Raw genomic sequence first — 17,208 nt, forward strand, 5'->3', positions numbered from 1 at the left:
ACGCTACCGGCCGGGGTCCCGGTGAAACAGTGCCGGCGTCAGATTTTGGGAGGAACAGCTTGCAAATTCTTCGAAGCGGCAACAACATACTCGGGCGAAACAACACCCATCGATACGATGTACTTCAAGGCTTCATCGACGCTCATGTCGAGTTCGATCGCTTCCGCGCGAGGCATCATGAGGAAGAAGCCGGATGTCGGATTCGGAGTGGTCGGCACGTACACGCTGATGTAATCGCCTGTAAGGTGATTCCTGACATCGCCCCCGGGAACGCCGGTCAGGAAGGCAATGGTCCACGATCCCTGACGCGGATACTGGATCAGCATGGCCTTGCGGAAGGCATTGCCGGACGAAGAAAACAGCGTGTCCGACACCTGTTTCACGCTCGAGTAAATCGTGCTGACCACGGGAATGCGCGTCAGCAGCATCTCCCACAAGGTAACCACTTGCTTGCCGATGAAATTGCGCGTCAGCAAACCGGTCAGGAAGACGAACAACAATGTCAGTATCGTCCCCAGACCGGGAATGTTAAAGCCGATGACGGCCTTCGGCTGCCAGCGCTCGGGCAACAGCAGAAGCGACTGGTCCATGGTGCCGATGATCAGGTTCAGCACCCACAGGGTAATAGCCAGGGGAACCAGGATCAGCAGGCCGGTGACGAAATATTTACGCATGAGAATCGTTAGCATGGGCACGCTTTACGCGTGCCGCTTGAGTGGTTTCAGGCAGCAGTAGTCGGAGCGCTGGCGGAATCGGACGAGGTGCTCCCGCTGTCGGAGCTCGACGTCGTGCTGGTAGTGGCAGGCTTCGAGGTGCCGCCGCTACCGTTACGAAAATCAGTCACATACCAGCCTGTTCCCTTGAGCTGAAAGCCGGCGGCGGTCAGCTGCTTCTTGAACGTGCTCTTTGCGCAGGACGGGCAATCCGTCAGGGGCGCATCAGACACTTTTTGCAATACATCCTTGGTGAAACCGCAGGCTTCGCAGCGATAAGCATAAATTGGCATAGGTTACCCCCGCAAAAATCATCCAAAACCCTGAATTATAAAGTTTTTTCTCTGAATTTTGCGGGAATGCACGATGACTTCGGGCGCAAATGCGAAGAGGAAGCTGCTGGCGCCGGGGCAAGCGGGCCCGGCACTGGCAAAATCGGCAAGGAATCTGGCGGCGGACTTTGCGCCAAAACGCCCCCTCCTGGCAACCGGCAGTACGCTCGCCGGTACCCAGGCGCCCTTAAACGCTCACGCTCTTGATGCTGTGCCGCGGCTCATGACGATTTTTCAGGATTTGCGGCATGAGCGATCCCAGGATCATGCCGCCGAATGCGGCGATCAAGCCCGCAAGCTGGCCGGGAAACTGCTCGCCCAGACTTGTGATCTGGGGGAAAAACAGGATCCAGGTGCCAATGCCGGCCGCGAGCGAAAGTATCGCGCCCTGAGTCGTCGCATGCCGCCAGTACAAGCCCATCACGAGCGGCACAAAGGCGCCGACCAGTGTTACTTGATAAGCCGCCGACACGAGATCATAGATGGAGGTGCCCCGCATTGCGATTGCATACGCCAGCACCAGCGCCGCGAACACGACGATGGTGCAACGCATCGCAAACAGCTGCTGCCTGTCGTTCATGTGAGGCCGCATGTTCTTGAGAATGTTTTCGACAAAGCTGGTCGATGGCGCCAGCAGCGTGGCCGACGAAGTGCTCTTGATCGCGGAAAGGAGTGCGCCGAAAAAGAAGATCTGCATCACCAGCGGCATCTTGGTCATGATGAAGGTGGGCAGCAGGCGCTGATAGTCTTCCTTCGCGATCGCCAGCGCCGAGTCACCCATGACCACGACCGCGCTTGCGACAATGAACATCGGCACAAAAGCAAACAGGATATAGCTCGCTCCACCGATGATCGCTCCGGTGCGGGCGGTCGGGGCATCCTTGGCCGACATGACGCGCTGGAACACGTCCTGCTGGGGAATGCTGCCGAGCATCATCGTCAGGCCCGCGCCGATGAAGAATGCAATATCGGTGAACGTGGGAGGCGGCAGGAAATTCCACAGATCGGCATTGGCAGCCATCGCAAACACCTTGTCGGCCCCGCCGGCAAGGTCGGCTGCGAAGAATGCGATGACACTCAAGCCCACCACGAGCACGATCATCTGAATGAAGTCGGTCCAGGCCACGGCGAGGAAGCCGCCGACCACGACATAGATAAGCACGGCCAGCGTACCGACGATCATGCCCGCCGTCTGCGACATAACGCCGTTTGTCAGCACCGAGAATACGAGGCCAAGCGCGGTGATCTGCGCCGCCACCCAGCCCAGGTAACTCAGGATGATCGCGGCGGAGCAGAATACTTCCACGCCTTTGCCGTAGCGGTTGCGGTAAAAGTCACCTATCGTCAGCAGATTCTGCTTGTACAGCTTCGCGGCGAAGAACATGCCCACCAGGATGAGGCAGGTGCCGGCGCCGAACGGATCTTCCACGATTGCGTTCAATCCGCCCTGCACGAACTTGGCGGGAATGCCCATGACGGTTTCGGCGCCGAACCAGGTCGCGAAGGTGGTGGTCACCACCATGATCAATGGCAGGCTGCGTCCGGCAACTGCGAAGTCGCTGGTGTTCTTGATGCGCGTACCGGCCCACATGCCGAGCGCAAGCGTGCCCAGCAAATACAGCACCACAAAGGAAATCAATGTGTAGTTCATGGCCGCTTCCTTTCCTCCGCACGCGAAAAATCGGCTAATTATAATGAAGATTGCCTGCCGAACAGTTGCTTATAGGACAAACATGGCAGCGGGATACAGAATCGGGCTGCATTCTTCGAATAAAGACGTCGCGATCCAAAAACGTTCAGGCCATCGCCACACTTGGCCTGGCGGTCATCATGACCATCATAGGGCATGAAAGGTCCACGGCAAGAAGTCCTTCCTGCCTGAAAGGCAATCAACCTAGCCGCTCCCAGACCTGCCAGCGCTCTTTTCCGGCAAATACAGGGATGGAATCGCTCACCGACTGGTCTTCGATACGCGTAAAAAAAGGTGCGAGCAAGGCGTCCAGTTCGGCGGGTTGGATACCGAATGGCGGCCCCTTGGGGTTGTCGTTGAAGTAAAAGAATCCGGCGAGCACGCAACCCGGGCGCAGCAATTCCGCCCAGCGCCGGACCACCTCAGGCCACATCCGGCGCGGCAAGGCGCACAGGAAAGCGCGTTCGTAGATGACATCCACCGGCCTTGGCGGCATGAAGGAGAAAAAATCGGCCTGCTCGACGCGCCCGGCCCAAGTCCCGAGATGGGCTCGCGCCGCAGCAACTGCAGCAGGGAAAAATCGATGGCGGTGACATCCCATCCCGCCTCGCTCAGATAAGCCACTTCGTGGCCAGTGCCGCAACCCGGGATCAGGGCTACTCGCGGCTGCGGGAAACGTGCCGCGAAATCGCGCAATGTCGCCGGCACCCCGCCCTTGTCCCAAGGCGTGAATTTCTGCTCGAACCGTTCCGACCAGAATTCCGGACCGGCGGGATCTCGGTGCTGGAAGGACGGATCCGCCATGTCCGCCTACCAGTAGAAAGGCAGCCAGCGCAGCAGAAGCTGAGCGATCACGATGCCGCCTGCCAGTCCGGCACCGAAATAGACGGCCACGCTCAACAGCATGTTGGTGCGCCTCATTTCAACCACCAGCTGCCGCAAGGCTTCATTGTCCCGTTCCGACGGCTCGGCGACCTTGTGCAGCAGGGCCTGGTGCACAAGACGTGGCAGTTGCGGAATGATGTGGTTGTAATGCGGTGCCTCTTCCCTGAACTTGGCGACCAGGCCACGCCATCCGACCTGCTCCTCCATCCAGCGCTCGAGGTGCGGCTTGGCGGTTTTCCAGAGGTCGAGGTCGGGGTCGAGCTGGCGTCCCAGGCCTTCGATGTTGAGCAAGGTTTTTTGCAGGAGCACCAGTTGCGGCTGCACTTCCACGTTGAAGCGACGCGACGTCTGGAACAGGCGCAGCAGTACCTGGCCGAAGGAGATGTCGCGCAATGGCCGGTCGAAGATCGGTTCGCAGCAGGCGCGCACTGCGGATTCCAGCTCGTCGACGCGGGTATTCCGCGGCGCCCATCCGGATTCTATATGCGCTTCCGCAACACGCTTGTAGTCGCGCCGGAAAAAGGCGAGGAAGTTCTGCGACAGATAATCCTTGTCGAAATCGGTCAGCGTGCCGACGATGCCGAAATCCAGCGCGATATAGCGGCCGAAAGTTGCCGGCTCAATCGATACCAGGATATTCCCGGGATGCATGTCCGCATGAAAGAAGCCGTCACGGAAAACCTGGGTGAAGAAAATCTCGACGCCGTCGCGCGACAGTTTCTTCAGATCGACGCCGGCTTCCACCAGGCGGGCCGTCTGCGAAATCGGGATGCCGTGCATCCGCTCCATCACGATCACCGAGGTCGAGCAATAGTCCCAGAACATTTCGGGGACCATCAGCAGGTCCGAACCGAGGAAATTGCGCCGCAGCTGGCTGGCATTGGCCGCCTCGCGCATCAAGTCCAGTTCGTCGTGCAGGTACTTGTCGAATTCACCGACCACTTCCTTCGGCTTCAGGCGCCGCCCGTCGGCCCACAGCTTTTCGACCCAGTCGGCGGCGATGCGCATGAGGGCGATATCCTGTTCGATCGATTTCTTCACGCCCGGACGCAGCACCTTCACCGCGACTTCGGTGCCATCCTTCAGCATGGCGAAATGGACCTGGGCGATCGATGCGGAAGCGACCGGTTCCCGCTCGAACTTCGCGAACAGGCGATCGGGGTGCGCGCCGAGCGCACGCGTGATCTGCGCAATCGCCACATCCGACGGGAAAGGCGGGACGCGGTCCTGCAATCTCGCCAGCTCGTCGGCTATATCCGGCGGCAACAGATCGCGCCGGGTGGACAGCAGCTGGCCGAACTTCACGAAGATCGGGCCGAGTTCTTCCAGCGCCAGGCGCAGGCGCACGCCGCGCGGGGTGGAAATGTCTCGCCAGAAAAAGATGGAGTCGATCAGTGCCGCGATGCGCGGACTGGCCAATCCCGACACGGCGATATTGTCGAGGCCGTAGCGCAGCGCCACGCGCGCGATTTTGAAGAGCCGCAAGAGCCTGAATATCATTAGCGGCTTCCCTGCAATTTTTCGATCCGCTTGCCGAGCCGCTCGACATCATCGCGCAGTCTGGCGACCTCGCTCGCAAAATCCTCGACTGCATTCGGGCGTATGAGCATCGGTTGTTCTTCAATAAAATATTCGGCAAGGTTTTCCGCCAGCCTGCGCTGGGTCGACTGTGCGGCATCGAATGCCGAGCGTGCACCCTGCACCATGCGGGCCGCGGCAATGTCGCCCACCCATCTGGCGAAGTCTTCTTCCGCTTCCCAATGCAATCCCTGGCTGAGCTGGGAAATCGTATTGGCGAAATCGGCATCGCCTTCCACCCGGGCATAGGAAAACGCACGCTCGCGGTTTTGCATGATCAGCGGCAGGTCGGCCAACCGGACACGAATGGTCACATTCGGCGGCTCGTCCCCACTCACCGCCTGCAGCAGGCCGTCCGCGGCGACTTTCACCTTGGCCGCTGCTACACCGGCATCGAAACAGGCGATCTTGCCCGCATGTGCGGCAAGTTTGGTCCTTGCCCAGGATTCCCGGGCAAGCAGGTGGTTGACTGCGAGTGAAAAGGAAGTGGAAATCATCTTTGCAATAAAAAACCGCCCGTGAGAGCCACGGGCGGCTTCAAGTTTACCAGTTTGACCAAGCTTGTTTTCAGGCTTGCGACAATTGCTGGATGCCTGCCAGGACCCAGCCGCCCGGTCCGGACACCGGCTTGACCAGGTTCCAGACTTCAGTAAACGGCTCCGCCGGCGCATTCTCGTCTTCCCGGATCATCCCGGAGAAGCGAACGCTGGCGAAATATTCATCCGCCACGGTTTCCACGCCGAGCAATTCCGCGTCCAGCGACACCACATCCGTATGGCTGCCCGATGGGCCGCGCTCCTGCAGCTGCATGCGCAGTTCGGCAAACATCTCGGTCGTGGTGAATTCGCGGATGTCATTGATGTCCGCCCTGTCCCAGGCAGCCTGAAGACGGATGAAATACGTCTTGGCATTGCGCAGGAATGCAGGCACATCGAGGTCCGCCGGCAAGCCCCACGGCTGGCTGCCGGCGCCTGGCTCGCCCTGGAAAGCCGCCGGCCTGCCCTGTTCCAGCCGCGAACCGATTTCCGGCGCCCTTGCAGCCGGGGACGAATAGGCGCCACCGTATGCCGGCCTTGCCTGCTGCTCGCCACCCTTGCGGCGGAACATGCGCAGGATAAACATCGCGGCCAGGGCCAGCAGGGCGATCATCAGGATCGTGCTGATCACACCGGCCAGCGCGCCGCCTATGCCCAGATGCGACAGCAAGGCGCCGAGACCGAGGCCAAGCAGCGCGCCGCCCAGAATATTGCGCCATGGCGTGGCCGGCCTCGGCTGGGCCGGTGCGCCCGGGGCTGCGGCAGACCTGTTCTGATTCTGGTTGTTCATCTGGTTTTGGGAAGGCTGTGCCGGAGCGGGGGCCCTGCGACTCAAATTCTGCGACTGGCGACCGATCGAGCTTCCGCCGCCCAGCCGCCGTGCGGCATCCGCATCGCTCACCACCATCGTCAGTGCGCCTGCTGCAAGCATGAAAGCTAGGAAGAATTTTTTCATGGGACCTCCTGGAGTCACGAGATCTAGAGCTTTATTCCGGTATGCAGCGCAGCCACGCCGGCCGTCAGGTTGAAATACTCGACCCGTTCGAGTCCGGCGTCCTGCATCATGTTCTTCAGCGTTTCCTGGTCCGGATGCATGCGGATGGATTCGGCCAGATAGCGATAACTCTCCGCATCGTTGGCAATCCGCTTGCCAAGCACGGGCAGGACATTGAAGGAATACATGTCATAAGGCTTTTGCAGCGGTTCCCAGACCTTGGAAAATTCCAGAACCAGCAGCTTGCCACCCGGCTTCAGCACCCGCCGCATTTCAGCCAGCGCATCTTCCTTGTGGGTCATGTTGCGCAGGCCGAAAGCCACCGTTACGCGGTCGAAGTAATTGTCCGGAAAAGGCAGCTTCTCCGCATCGCAGAGCAAGGTAGGGCTCGTGAACCCCTTGTTCAACAGCCGGTCGCGCCCCACGCGCAGCATCGATTCGTTGATGTCGGTCAGCCAGACTTCGCCCGACGGCCCCGCTTGTTTCGCGAATGCCTTGGCCAGATCGCCGGTGCCGCCTGCGATATCAAGCACCTTGAAGCCGGGACGCACACCGGCCTGCGCAATGGTGAACGTTTTCCAGATACGGTGTAGCCCGCCGGACATCAGGTCATTCATCACGTCGTACTTTGCAGCAACGGAATGAAAGACCTCGGCGACCTTGTGCACCTTCTCTTCTTCAGCAACGGTTTGATAACCGAAATGGGTGGTATTCGTCATGGTGGCGGCATTATCAATGGAAGCCGCATTATACAAGTGCAGACCACGCGGGCGGCCAAGCGTTCCATTGCACAGGATTGCCGGGCGTATCGAGGGGAAAACCGGATTGCGATCCGGGAATGACAATGATGGCGTGCGGCGGCTGGACGCGCGCAAGTGGCGGGAGGATTACCGGATCTTTCCTAATGATGCCCGCAACTGCCGCCCTTGCCAGACTGCATCGGCGCATCGCGCCCCGTTTCACGCGTAAAGCCCGCTGCCTCCAGCCGTGCCAGATAGTCTTCCCAGAGCTGCTGCTGGTTGGCGCCCAGCCAGTACAGGTATTCCCAGGTATAAATGCCGGTATTGTGGCCGTCCGAGAAATGCGGCTGGATCGCGTAATTGCCTACGGGATCAAGGGCGGTGATCAGCACATCACGCTTGCCGGTCTGCAAAATTTCTTGCCCTGCCCCGTGGCCGCGCACTTCGGCGGAGGGCGAGTACACGCGCAGGAATTCGAAAGGCAGGGAAAAGCTTGCGCCGTCTTCAAATGCGATTTCGATGATCCTCGACTGCGTGCGGACGGTCAGCGCGGTCGGGGCGGGAACTGCTTTCCTTGATTCAGTCATGGCAAATTCCTGTCGGGAGAAATGGCGTCCTGCTTCAGGCTTGCTTGCCGGCGCGCGCCGGAATTGCCTGCCGCAATTCCGGCAGCAGCGCCTTGCGCCGAGCCAGCACCGACGACTCCGTGCTGCGCTTCGCTTCCGCCCATATCGGGCTCGGGAAATGCGCATCATCTGCGTAGCGCGGAATCACGTGCCAGTGGAGGTGCGGCACCATGTTGCCCAGGCTGGCGATGTTCACCTTGTCCGGCCGCATCACGTTCCGCACCGCTTGCTCGACCTGCCACACTGCTTCCATCATGAGCGTGCGGTCGGCGGGCGCAAGGTCGGTCATTTCCGCCGCATGCGCGTTCCAGATGACCCGGCAAAACCCGGGATAGGCAGCATCGTCGACCAGCACGACGCGATACTTCTCGTGCCGATAGACGATGTCACCGCCCGGCTGATCGCATAACTCACAATGTGCTTGTGTATTCATCGATCTTTAAACCAGCACGCGTTCGATGCCGCCGTCGTTGGCCCGCGCCACATACTCCGGCAGCCAGTTTGCGCCCAGCAAATGCTTCGCCATTTCCACCACGATGTAATCCGCATTGGTTCCGGCATCATCGTTGTAGCGTGACAAGCCCTGCAGGCAGGACGGGCAGGAAGTCAAGATCTTCACGTCGCCATTGAAGCCGTCGGCGCGCAGCTTGGCCGATCCCTTCAGCATCTCCTCTTCCTTGCGGAAACGGATTTGCGTCGACACATCGGGGCGCGACACTGCCAGCGTGCCGGATTCACCGCAGCAGCGGTCGTTCTTTTCCACCTTTTGACCGTCGGCTGTCGTGATGAGTGCGTTTACCGTCTTCAGCGGATCCTGCATCTTCATCGGCGTGTGGCAAGGATCGTGGTACATGTAGCGCACGCCATTCACGCCCTCGAGCTTGACGCCCTTCTCCATCAGGTATTCATGGATGTCGATGATCCGGCAGCCCGGGAAGATCTTCTCGAATTCATAGGTCGCGAGCTGGTCGTAGCAGGTGCCGCAGGAAACCACCACGGTCTTGATGTCGAGATAGTTCAGCGTATTGGCCACGCGATGGAACAGCACGCGGTTATCCGTCATCATCTTTTCCGCCTTGTCGAACTGGCCGGAGCCGCGCTGCGGATAGCCGCAGCACAGGTAACCCGGCGGCAGCACCGTCTGCACGCCGACATGCCAGAGCATCGCCTGGGTTGCCAGGCCGACCTGGGAGAACAGGCGCTCGGAACCGCAGCCCGGGAAATAGAACACGGCTTCGGTATCGGCCGTGGTCGTTTTCGGATCGCGGATGATGGGTACGATCTTGTCGTCCTCGATATCCAGCAGGGCGCGCGCCGTCTTCTTCGGCAGGTTGCCCGGCATCTTCTTGTTGATGAAGTGGATCACCTGTTCCTTGACCTGCGGCTTGCCATGTGTCGATGGCGGCGCCTTGGTCTGCTTCTTCGCGAACTTCTTCAGAATGTCATGCCCCAGGCGCTGAGCCTTGTAGCCCCAGCCGATCATCACCTCGCGGGTGGCATTGATGGTCGCTGGATCGGTCGCGTTCAGGAAGAACATGGATGCCGCGGTGCCGGGATTGAAGGACTTCTTATCCATCTTGCGCAGCAGGTTGCGCATGTTCATCGACACATCGCCGAAATCGATGTCCACCGGGCAGGGCGTAAAGCACTTGTGGCAGACCGTGCAATGGTCGGCCACATCCTCGAACTCTTCCCAGTGCTTGATCGAGACGCCCCGCCGGGTCTGTTCTTCGTACAGGAAGGCTTCCACCAGGAGCGAAGTCGCCAGGATCTTGTTGCGCGGCGAATAAAGCAGGTTCGCGCGCGGCACATGGGTGGCGCACACCGGCTTGCACTTGCCGCAGCGCAGGCAATCCTTCACGCTGTTGGCGATTGCGCCGATATCGCTTTGCTGCATGATCAGCGACTCATGTCCCATCAGGCCGAAGGAAGGCGTGTAGGCATTGCGCAGGTCCGCGTGCACGTCAGGCAGATTCAGCAGCTTGCCCTTGTTGAAGCGGCCTTCCGGATCGATGCGCTGCTTGTAGGCGCGGAATGCGCCGATTTCCTCTTCGGTCAGGAATTCCAGCTTGGTGATCCCGATACCATGCTCGCCCGAGATCACGCCGTTGAGCGAGCGTGCCAGCACCATGATGCGCGCCACGGCCGCATGCGCGTCCTGCAGCATCTCATAGTGGTCAGAGTTGACCGGAATGTTGGTGTGCACATTGCCGTCGCCCGCATGCATGTGCAGGGCGACGAAAACCCGGCCGCGCAGCACGCGCTTGTGGATGGCATTGCATTCATCCAGGATGGGCTTGAATGCGCCGCCGTTGAAAATCTGGCGCAATGCGGCGCGCAGCTCGGCCTTCCACGATACGCGGATCGTGCGGTCCTGCAGGACGTTGAAGATCGTGGCATCCGGCTGGCGCTCGATACGCGCCTCGACCCAGGTCATCGGCACCTGCAGTGCCGCCAGATCATCGTGCGCTTCGCGCAGCGGCGTATCGAGATGGGTCAGCAGGTAAGTCCAGCGCTGCTGCGTCAGATCCAGCAACTGCTCGGCCTGCGCGACGCGGTCGCCCAGCAACTCCGCCGGCGGTATGTCGTGCGCATCGGCGTCATCGCTCTTGCCGAGCGGCAGATTGTCGGCGGTGAAAAACCGGTGCAGCTCGCCCACCAGCTGCAATTTGTTCTTGATCGACAGCTCGATATTGATGCGCTCGATGCCATCGGTGTATTCGCCCATGCGGTCGAGCGGAATCACCACGTCTTCATTGATCTTGAAGGCATTGGTGTGCTTGGCGATCGCTGCCGTGCGAGCGCGGTCGAGCCAGAATTTCTTGCGCGCTTCCGGGCTGACTGCGACAAAGCCTTCGCCGACGCGGGTGTTGGCCAGACGGATCACTTCGGAAGCCGCCTGGGCCACCGCGTTTTCATCGTCGCCGACGATGTCGCCGAACAAGGCCATCTTGGGCAGCACGCCGCGCTTGGACTTGGTCGCATAGCCGACCGCGCGCAGGTAGCGCTCGTCCAAGTGCTCGAGGCCGGCGAGAATCGCCCCGCCCTTCTTCGCTTCGGCATCGAGGTAATTCTTGATCTCGACGATCGACGGGATCGCGTCGCGGGCCTGGCCGAAAAATTCCAGGCAGACGGTGCGCGTATGCTTCGGCATCTTGTGCAGAATCCAGCGCGCCGAGGTAATCAGGCCGTCGCAGCCTTCCTTCTGGATGCCCGGCAGTCCGGCGAGGAACTTGTCGGTGACGTCCTTGCCCAGCCCTTCCTTGCGGAAGCGGCGACCTTCGATTTCCAGGATCTCGGTCTTGAACGGTGCATTCGCCTTGCCGCCCTTTTCGGCGGGATGCGTCCATTCCAGCTTGAATTTCGCCAACGGCGCATCGTGGATCTTGCCGAGGTTGTGCTCGAGCCGCGTCACTTCCAGCCAGTCACCGTTCGGATCGACCATGCGCCAGCTGGCAAGGTTGTCGAGCGCCGTGCCCCACAACACGGCCTTCTTGCCGCCCGCATTCATTGCGATGTTGCCGCCGATGCAGGACGCCTCGGCCGAAGTGGGGTCGACCGCAAATACGAAGCCCGCCTTTTCCGCCGCATCCGACACGCGCTTGGTGACCACGCCCGCGCCGGTATGGATCGTGGCATAAGGCCGGTCGACGCCAGGCAGCGTGGTCATTTCGACGCCGCCCAAGTGTTCCAGTTTTTCGGTATTGATCACGGCCGACATCGGCGTCAGCGGAATCGCGCCGCCGGTATAGCCGGTGCCGCCTCCGCGCGGAATGATCGTCAGGCCGAGTTCAATGCAAGCCTTGACCAGCCCGGCCATTTCATCTTCGCTGTCCGGCGTCAGCACGACGAAGGGGTATTCCACGCGCCAGTCGGTGGCATCGGTCACGTGCGACACGCGCGACAGGCCATCGAACTTGATGTTGTCTTTTGCGGTATAGCGGCCGAGCACCTTGACGGCGCGCTTTCGCAAGTCATAGATCTGGCGGAATTCTTCGCCAAAGTCGGCAACCGCCTTCCTTGCCGCACGCAGCAAGGCTTCGACGTTCGCGCTGCGCCGCATCGCTTCCCGGTCACCGACATCAGCCAGATCAGTGGTGATGCGACGCTTTTCGACTTCCGCCAGGCGATGGTTCAGCGCATCGATCAGGGCTTGCCGGCGCTGCGGATTGGCCAGCATGTCATCCTGCAAATAGGGATTGCGCCGCACCACCCAGATGTCGCCCAGCACCTCGTACAGCATGCGGGCGGATCGGCCGGTCTGGCGGGCGCCGCGCAACTCGGCCAGCCAGTGCCAGGCTTCTTCGCCGAGCAGGCGGATCACGATTTCGCGGTCCGAGAACGAGGTGTAGTTATAGGGAATCTCGCGCAGGCGCGCGGGAGCGGCGCCTTCAGGCGCGTCGGAAAGGAGAGCTTGGATTTTTGCGGGGGCGTTCATCGGAATAGTCAGACTGACCCAAAGCGGCATTTTAGCTTATTGCATTGCACAAGCGTGAGCAGCCTTACTTGTGGCAGGGCCAAGGCACTCAAAACAATTGGCCCAGGTGCCGCCAGAACCCGTCCGGCACATACAGCAGGATACCTGTCATGGTCACATAGCGTGCAAATTTGCCAATCGCCATATAAAGCACGCATGGCAGGAATGGCAATCTGAGCCAGCCTCCCAGCGCGCACAAGGGATCACCGATCCCGGGCAGCCAGGACAGCAGCATGGTTTTTGCACCGAACTTCTGCAACCAGCCGAACCACCGGGTCTTCTGTTCCTTCGCAAACGCCTGCTTGGCGCCGTATCCCATCCAGTAATCGATCGCCCCGCCCAGGGTATTGCCAAGCGTGGCCAGCAGGATCGCCGGCCAGTACAGCGCGCCATTGGCCTTGATCACCGCGAATACCGCAGGCTCGGAACCGAGCGGCAGCAGCGTGGCCGAGATGAGACTGATGATGAATACCGATGTCAACCCGACATCGGGCACGGCAAGGACGCGTAACAACCACAGGGTTGCGGATTCGATCATGAATGGGGAAAAGGACGAACTGCCGGATTTGGATTCCGCATGCCGAATCCTTGACGGCATGCGGGCTTCATCAAGGGCGTCCATTATAATGGCCCGTTGCCTTTTGCAAGCTACGATGGCTGTGCCCCGAAAAACAGACTTATGACTACCGCCTATCTGCAGAAAATCCTCACCGCCCGGGTCTACGACGTCGCTGTCGAATCACCGCTGGAACTCGCCCCAACCCTGTCCCAACGCATGGGCAACCGCATTTACCTCAAGCGCGAAGACATCCAGAGCGTGTTCAGCTTCAAGCTGCGCGGCGCCTACAACAAAATGGCGAACCTGACACCGGCGCAGTTGAAGCATGGCGTGATTTGCGCCTCGGCCGGCAACCATGCGCAAGGCGTCGCCCTCTCGGCCGCCAGACTGGGATGCCGCGCCGTCATCGTGATGCCGACCACCACGCCGCCGGTCAAGATCGAGGCAGTCAAGGCGCGGGGCGGCGAAGTCGTGCTGTTCGGGGACTCCTACACGGACGCCTACAACCATGCACTGACGCTGGAGAAGAAGCACAAGCTGACCTTCGTCCATCCCTTCGACGACCCCGATGTCATCGCCGGACAAGGCACGATTGCCATGGAAATCCTGCGCCAGCACCAAGGGCCCATCCACGCGATATTCGTACCCATCGGCGGCGGCGGCCTGATTGCCGGCGTCGCGGCCTTCGTCAAGGCAGTGCGCCCCGACATCAAGGTCATCGGTGTGCAAACCTCAGATTCGGATGCGATGGCGCGCAGCCTCAAGGCCGGCCGGCGGATCACTATGCCGGACGTCGGCCTGTTTTCCGACGGCACCGCGGTCAAGCTGGTGGGCGAGGAAACCTTCCGCCTTGCCAGGAAATACGTGGACGATGTCATCGTGGTCGATACCGATGCGGTGTGCGCAGCCATCAAGGATGTATTCCAGGACACGCGCAGCATCCTGGAGCCGGCTGGCGCGCTGGCCGTGGCCGGTGTAAAGGAATACATCGAGCGCGCAAAAGCGAATAAGAAGCCAATCCTGAACGAAACGCTGATCACCATTCCTTCCGGCGCCAACATGAATTTCGACCGCCTGCGCTTCGTCAGCGAGCGTGCGGAAGTCGGCGAAGCGCGCGAAGCCGTGTTCGCCGTCACGATCCCGGAAGAGCGCGGCAGTTTCAAGCGCTTCTGCGAACTCGTCGGCCCGCGTAATGTCACGGAATTCAATTACCGCATCAGCGATGCGAAGGAAGCGCATGTCTTCGTCGGACTGCAGATTTCCAACCGGGAGGAGCCCGGGAAGGTCCAGAAGAATTTCGAAAAGCATGGATTCAGGACGCTCGACCTGACGCATGACGAACTGGCCAAGCTGCATATCCGGCACTTGGTTGGCGGCAAGAGCGCGCTTGCGCATAACGAATTGCTGTATCGCTTCGAATTCCCGGAACGCCCGGGCGCACTGATGCGCTTCCTGGACAGCATGGCGCCGAACTGGAACATCAGCCTGTTCCACTATCGCAACCAAGGTGGCGACGTGGGCCGCATCCTGGTCGGCCTGCAAGTGCCGAAGAAGGAAATGAAAGCCTTCCGTGAATTCCTGTCGACCCTGGGCTACCGACACTGGGACGAAAGCGAGAACCCGGCTTACAAACTGTTTTTATGAGAATGGTTCGTGCCTGCTCCAGTGGATTCCCTGGAACAGGCCGGCCAAGCCAAAGCGCACATGATGAGCAAGGGTACCCGTCCGATCGGGCAATACAAGTATTACGACTTCGTGATGGCGGCGTTCGTCACCATCCTGCTGTGTTCCGACCTGATCGGCGCGGCGAAAGTCGCCCAGGCAAACCTCCCCGTCCTCGGCACCGTCACCTTCGGCGCCGGCGTGCTGTTCTTTCCGGTTTCCTATATTTTTGGCGATGTCCTGACGGAGGTGTACGGCTACGGGCGCGACCGCCGCGTGATCTGGGCGGGATTTTGCGCGTTGCTGTTTGCTTCGCTCATGTCGACCGTGGTGCTGGCTTTGCAGCCGGCTGCGGGTCCGGCCAATGCCAGCTATCAGACGCATCTGGAAGCGGTGTTTGGCAATACGCCAAGAATCGTGTTCGGCTCCATTCTTGCCTTCTGGTGCGGCAGCTTCACCAACAGTTATGTGATGGCAAAAATGAAGGTGGCGATGCAGGGTCGCCACTTGTGGATGCGCACCATCGGTTCAACGCTGTGTGGCGAGCTGGTCGATTCCAGCCTGTTCTATGTGATCGCGTTTTACGGAATCTGGCCGAACGAGCAATTGATTTCCGTGATAGTGGCGCAATATGTGCTGAAAAGCGGATGGGAAGTAGTGATGACCCCTGTTACCTACAAAGTGATCAACTTCCTCAAGCGCAAGGAGAATGAGGACTATTACGACCGGGACACGAATTTCAATCCCTTCAAGCTGAGGGCGTAATACAAAGCCGATTTGACAGGAGCCCCAGGCGCGCTCCCCTCATCCCGGCAATCATTCTCGCAGTAACCTGGTTTCATTTCGAATCGTTTCGTTTTCCCTATGTCTACTTCGAACATTCCGGAAGCTTCGCCCCTCGGCAAGCCGGCGGCTTATCAAGCCCAATACACGCCATCGCTGCTGTTTCCGATTGCGCGCCAGACCAAGCGCGATGAAATCGGCGTCACCGGCACCCTACCCTTTTTCGGCATCGACATCTGGAACGCCTATGAGGTCTCGTGGCTGAACCTGCGCGGCAAGCCCCAGATCGCAATTGTTACTGTCATGGTGCCGGCTGATTCGCCGAACATCATCGAATCGAAATCCTTCAAGCTGTATCTCAATTCCTTCAACCAGACCCGGCTGGCGGGACCGGATGCCTTGCTGGAATTGCTGCGTGCCGATCTGTCGGCAGGCTTCGGCACACCGGTGCAGGTGAAGCTGACGATGCCCGATGCATTTTCAAGCCTGCAGATGGGGGAACTCGACGGCCTCTTGCTCGACCGACTCGATATTGAAGTCGACAATTACACGCCGAACGTCTCGCTCCTGACCGCAAGGCACGATGAGCCGGCGGTCGAAGAAACCCTGGTCTCGCACCTGCTGAAGTCGAACTGCCTCGTCACGGGCCAGCCCGATTGGGGGAGCGTCCAGATCAATTATGTCGGCCCGCAGATCGACCAGGAAGGCCTGCTGAAATACCTGATTGGTTTTCGCGACCACAACGAATTCCATGAGCAATGCGTGGAGCGGATTTTCATGGACATCCTGCGCCAGTGCAAACCGCAGAAATTATCTGTCTACGCACGCTACACGCGCCGCGGCGGACTGGATATCAATCCATGGCGCAGTAATTTCACCACGGGCCGGCGCCCCTCTAACTTGCGCAGCGCGAGACAGTAACTCCTGAAGGCAAGCAGGAATCCGCGTCCGGGCGGAAGAAAGAGACTTAAATTAGTGTCTTCAGGAAACTTTTTCCTCTTCGATGCTTCTAACGCTGCGCCATATGCAAACGCAGGCGCTTCATTCATCGCATTTCATTCGTTTCCTGATATCCATCATGTCCGGCGCCATTGCACAAGTTGAAAAGAAGCCTATAATTCGCTCGACGGCTTGCCTTGTGCAGCGCACCATACCTTTTGCATCATGACTAATCTCGCAAAAATCCTGCCGCGTGAGAATGTCGTGCTCGATCTGGAGGTCTCCAGCAAGAAGCGCGCATTCGAGCAGGCAGGATTAATTTTTGAAAATAATTGCGGTATTGCCCGCTCCGTCGTTTCAGACAATCTGTTCGCGCGTGAGCGTCTGGGCTCGACCGGCCTTGGCCATGGCGTGGCCGTGCCGCACGGCCGCATCAAGGGATTGAAAGCGCCGCTGGCTGCCTTCGTACGGCTGAAGGACCCGATTCCCTTCGAGTCGCCTGACGGCCAACCGGTCAAGCTTCTGGTGTTTCTGCTGATTCCCGATCAGGTCACCCAACAGCATCTCGAAATCTTGTCAGAAATCGCGGAAATGTTTTCCGATCAAGCGTTCCGCACTTCGCTCGCAGTCGACAGCGATCCGGCATCGGTCCATGCGCATATCCTTGCATGGCAGCCGAGCGTGCACGCCTGAA

15 protein-coding genes and 1 pseudogene are annotated in these 17,208 nt (G+C 59.8%); 4 read left to right on the plus strand and 12 right to left on the minus strand.

The window, feature by feature from the left end:
• Positions 1-38 precede the first annotated feature (38 nt).
• The 12 genes and pseudogenes from HGHM_RS13215 to HGHM_RS13270 form a co-directional block, all read right to left on the minus strand.
• Positions 39-674: a DUF502 domain-containing protein gene (locus HGHM_RS13215; RefSeq protein ID WP_026076000.1), complete on the minus strand. Its 636-nt coding sequence runs from the start codon at positions 672-674 to the stop codon at positions 39-41.
• A 47-nt stretch (positions 675-721) separates the two neighbouring features.
• The gene (locus tag HGHM_RS13220) at positions 722-1,006 is read right to left on the minus strand and encodes an FmdB family zinc ribbon protein (RefSeq protein ID WP_019142016.1); all 285 of its coding nucleotides are present in this window, start codon (positions 1,004-1,006) and stop codon (positions 722-724) included.
• A gap of 226 nt (positions 1,007-1,232) precedes the next feature.
• Positions 1,233-2,696: a sodium:solute symporter family protein gene (locus tag HGHM_RS13225; protein ID WP_019142017.1), complete on the minus strand. Its 1,464-nt coding sequence runs from the start codon at positions 2,694-2,696 to the stop codon at positions 1,233-1,235.
• Positions 2,697-2,934: 238 nt separating this feature from the next.
• Positions 2,935-3,539, minus strand: a pseudogene (locus HGHM_RS21300) (methyltransferase).
• A 6-nt stretch (positions 3,540-3,545) separates the two neighbouring features.
• A complete protein-coding gene (ubiB, locus tag HGHM_RS13235) occupies positions 3,546-5,120 on the minus strand; it encodes a ubiquinone biosynthesis regulatory protein kinase UbiB (RefSeq protein ID WP_019142019.1) in 1,575 nt (524 codons plus the stop codon).
• Entirely contained in the window at positions 5,120-5,695 is a 576-nt protein-coding gene (locus HGHM_RS13240) for a ubiquinone biosynthesis accessory factor UbiJ (protein ID WP_019142020.1), read from the minus strand. Before HGHM_RS13240 ends, ubiB begins: the two co-directional genes overlap by 1 nt.
• 70 nt (positions 5,696-5,765) lie before the next feature.
• Positions 5,766-6,689, minus strand: coding sequence for a Tim44 domain-containing protein (locus HGHM_RS13245; protein WP_026076001.1), 924 nt, complete (start codon positions 6,687-6,689; stop codon positions 5,766-5,768).
• 23 nt (positions 6,690-6,712) lie between these two features.
• On the minus strand, positions 6,713-7,447 hold the full coding sequence (gene ubiE, locus HGHM_RS13250) for a bifunctional demethylmenaquinone methyltransferase/2-methoxy-6-polyprenyl-1,4-benzoquinol methylase UbiE (protein ID WP_026076002.1): 735 nt from the start codon (positions 7,445-7,447) through the stop codon (positions 6,713-6,715).
• 182 nt (positions 7,448-7,629) lie between these two features.
• Positions 7,630-8,055, minus strand: coding sequence for a gamma-butyrobetaine hydroxylase-like domain-containing protein (locus HGHM_RS13255; RefSeq protein ID WP_019142023.1), 426 nt, complete (start codon positions 8,053-8,055; stop codon positions 7,630-7,632).
• A gap of 34 nt (positions 8,056-8,089) precedes the next feature.
• The gene (locus tag HGHM_RS13260; protein ID WP_019142024.1) at positions 8,090-8,527 is read right to left on the minus strand and encodes an HIT family protein; all 438 of its coding nucleotides are present in this window, start codon (positions 8,525-8,527) and stop codon (positions 8,090-8,092) included.
• 6 nt (positions 8,528-8,533) lie between these two features.
• Positions 8,534-12,532, minus strand: coding sequence for a DUF3683 domain-containing protein (locus HGHM_RS13265; RefSeq protein ID WP_026076003.1), 3,999 nt, complete (start codon positions 12,530-12,532; stop codon positions 8,534-8,536).
• Positions 12,533-12,620: 88 nt separating this feature from the next.
• Entirely contained in the window at positions 12,621-13,109 is a 489-nt protein-coding gene (locus HGHM_RS13270) for a YqaA family protein (protein ID WP_026076004.1), read from the minus strand.
• Positions 13,110-13,250: 141 nt separating this feature from the next.
• Here HGHM_RS13270 and ilvA point away from each other — a divergent pair, with 141 nt between their 5' ends.
• The 4 genes from ilvA to HGHM_RS13290 all read left to right on the plus strand — a co-directional run bounded on the left by ilvA (position 13,251) and on the right by HGHM_RS13290 (position 17,207).
• Positions 13,251-14,774 (plus strand): threonine ammonia-lyase, biosynthetic, encoded by a 1,524-nt coding sequence (gene ilvA, locus HGHM_RS13275; RefSeq protein ID WP_019142027.1) that lies wholly within the window; start codon positions 13,251-13,253, stop codon positions 14,772-14,774.
• Between the two features lie 60 nt (positions 14,775-14,834).
• Complete coding sequence (locus HGHM_RS13280) at positions 14,835-15,557, plus strand: queuosine precursor transporter (protein WP_026076005.1); 723 nt, start codon at positions 14,835-14,837, stop codon at positions 15,555-15,557.
• Between the two features lie 99 nt (positions 15,558-15,656).
• Entirely contained in the window at positions 15,657-16,496 is an 840-nt protein-coding gene (gene queF / locus HGHM_RS13285; protein ID WP_019142029.1) for an NADPH-dependent 7-cyano-7-deazaguanine reductase QueF, read from the plus strand.
• A gap of 243 nt (positions 16,497-16,739) precedes the next feature.
• Positions 16,740-17,207 (plus strand): PTS sugar transporter subunit IIA, encoded by a 468-nt coding sequence (locus tag HGHM_RS13290; RefSeq protein WP_019142030.1) that lies wholly within the window; start codon positions 16,740-16,742, stop codon positions 17,205-17,207.
• Position 17,208 lies beyond the last annotated feature (1 nt).

The organism is Noviherbaspirillum massiliense JC206 (assembly GCF_000312045.1).
Taxonomy (GTDB): Bacteria; Pseudomonadota; Gammaproteobacteria; order Burkholderiales; family Burkholderiaceae_D; genus Noviherbaspirillum; species Noviherbaspirillum massiliense.

What these genes read in the sequence shown, in the direction of transcription:
- HGHM_RS13215 (WP_026076000.1), bottom strand. Translation starts at nt 674, where the DNA reads ATGCGTAAATATTTCGTCACCGGCCTGCTGATCCTGGTTCCCCTGGCT.
- HGHM_RS13220 (WP_019142016.1), bottom strand. Translation starts at nt 1,006, where the DNA reads ATGCCAATTTATGCTTATCGCTGCGAAGCCTGCGGTTTCACCAAGGAT.
- HGHM_RS13225 (WP_019142017.1), bottom strand. Translation starts at nt 2,696, where the DNA reads ATGAACTACACATTGATTTCCTTTGTGGTGCTGTATTTGCTGGGCACG.
- ubiB (WP_019142019.1), bottom strand. Translation starts at nt 5,120, where the DNA reads ATGATATTCAGGCTCTTGCGGCTCTTCAAAATCGCGCGCGTGGCGCTG.
- HGHM_RS13240 (WP_019142020.1), bottom strand. Translation starts at nt 5,695, where the DNA reads ATGATTTCCACTTCCTTTTCACTCGCAGTCAACCACCTGCTTGCCCGG.
- HGHM_RS13245 (WP_026076001.1), bottom strand. Translation starts at nt 6,689, where the DNA reads ATGAAAAAATTCTTCCTAGCTTTCATGCTTGCAGCAGGCGCACTGACG.
- ubiE (WP_026076002.1), bottom strand. Translation starts at nt 7,447, where the DNA reads ATGACGAATACCACCCATTTCGGTTATCAAACCGTTGCTGAAGAAGAG.
- HGHM_RS13255 (WP_019142023.1), bottom strand. Translation starts at nt 8,055, where the DNA reads ATGACTGAATCAAGGAAAGCAGTTCCCGCCCCGACCGCGCTGACCGTC.
- HGHM_RS13260 (WP_019142024.1), bottom strand. Translation starts at nt 8,527, where the DNA reads ATGAATACACAAGCACATTGTGAGTTATGCGATCAGCCGGGCGGTGAC.
- HGHM_RS13265 (WP_026076003.1), bottom strand. Translation starts at nt 12,532, where the DNA reads ATGAACGCCCCCGCAAAAATCCAAGCTCTCCTTTCCGACGCGCCTGAA.
- HGHM_RS13270 (WP_026076004.1), bottom strand. Translation starts at nt 13,109, where the DNA reads ATGATCGAATCCGCAACCCTGTGGTTGTTACGCGTCCTTGCCGTGCCC.
- ilvA (WP_019142027.1), top strand. Translation starts at nt 13,251, where the DNA reads ATGACTACCGCCTATCTGCAGAAAATCCTCACCGCCCGGGTCTACGAC.
- HGHM_RS13280 (WP_026076005.1), top strand. Translation starts at nt 14,835, where the DNA reads ATGATGAGCAAGGGTACCCGTCCGATCGGGCAATACAAGTATTACGAC.
- queF (WP_019142029.1), top strand. Translation starts at nt 15,657, where the DNA reads ATGTCTACTTCGAACATTCCGGAAGCTTCGCCCCTCGGCAAGCCGGCG.
- HGHM_RS13290 (WP_019142030.1), top strand. Translation starts at nt 16,740, where the DNA reads ATGACTAATCTCGCAAAAATCCTGCCGCGTGAGAATGTCGTGCTCGAT.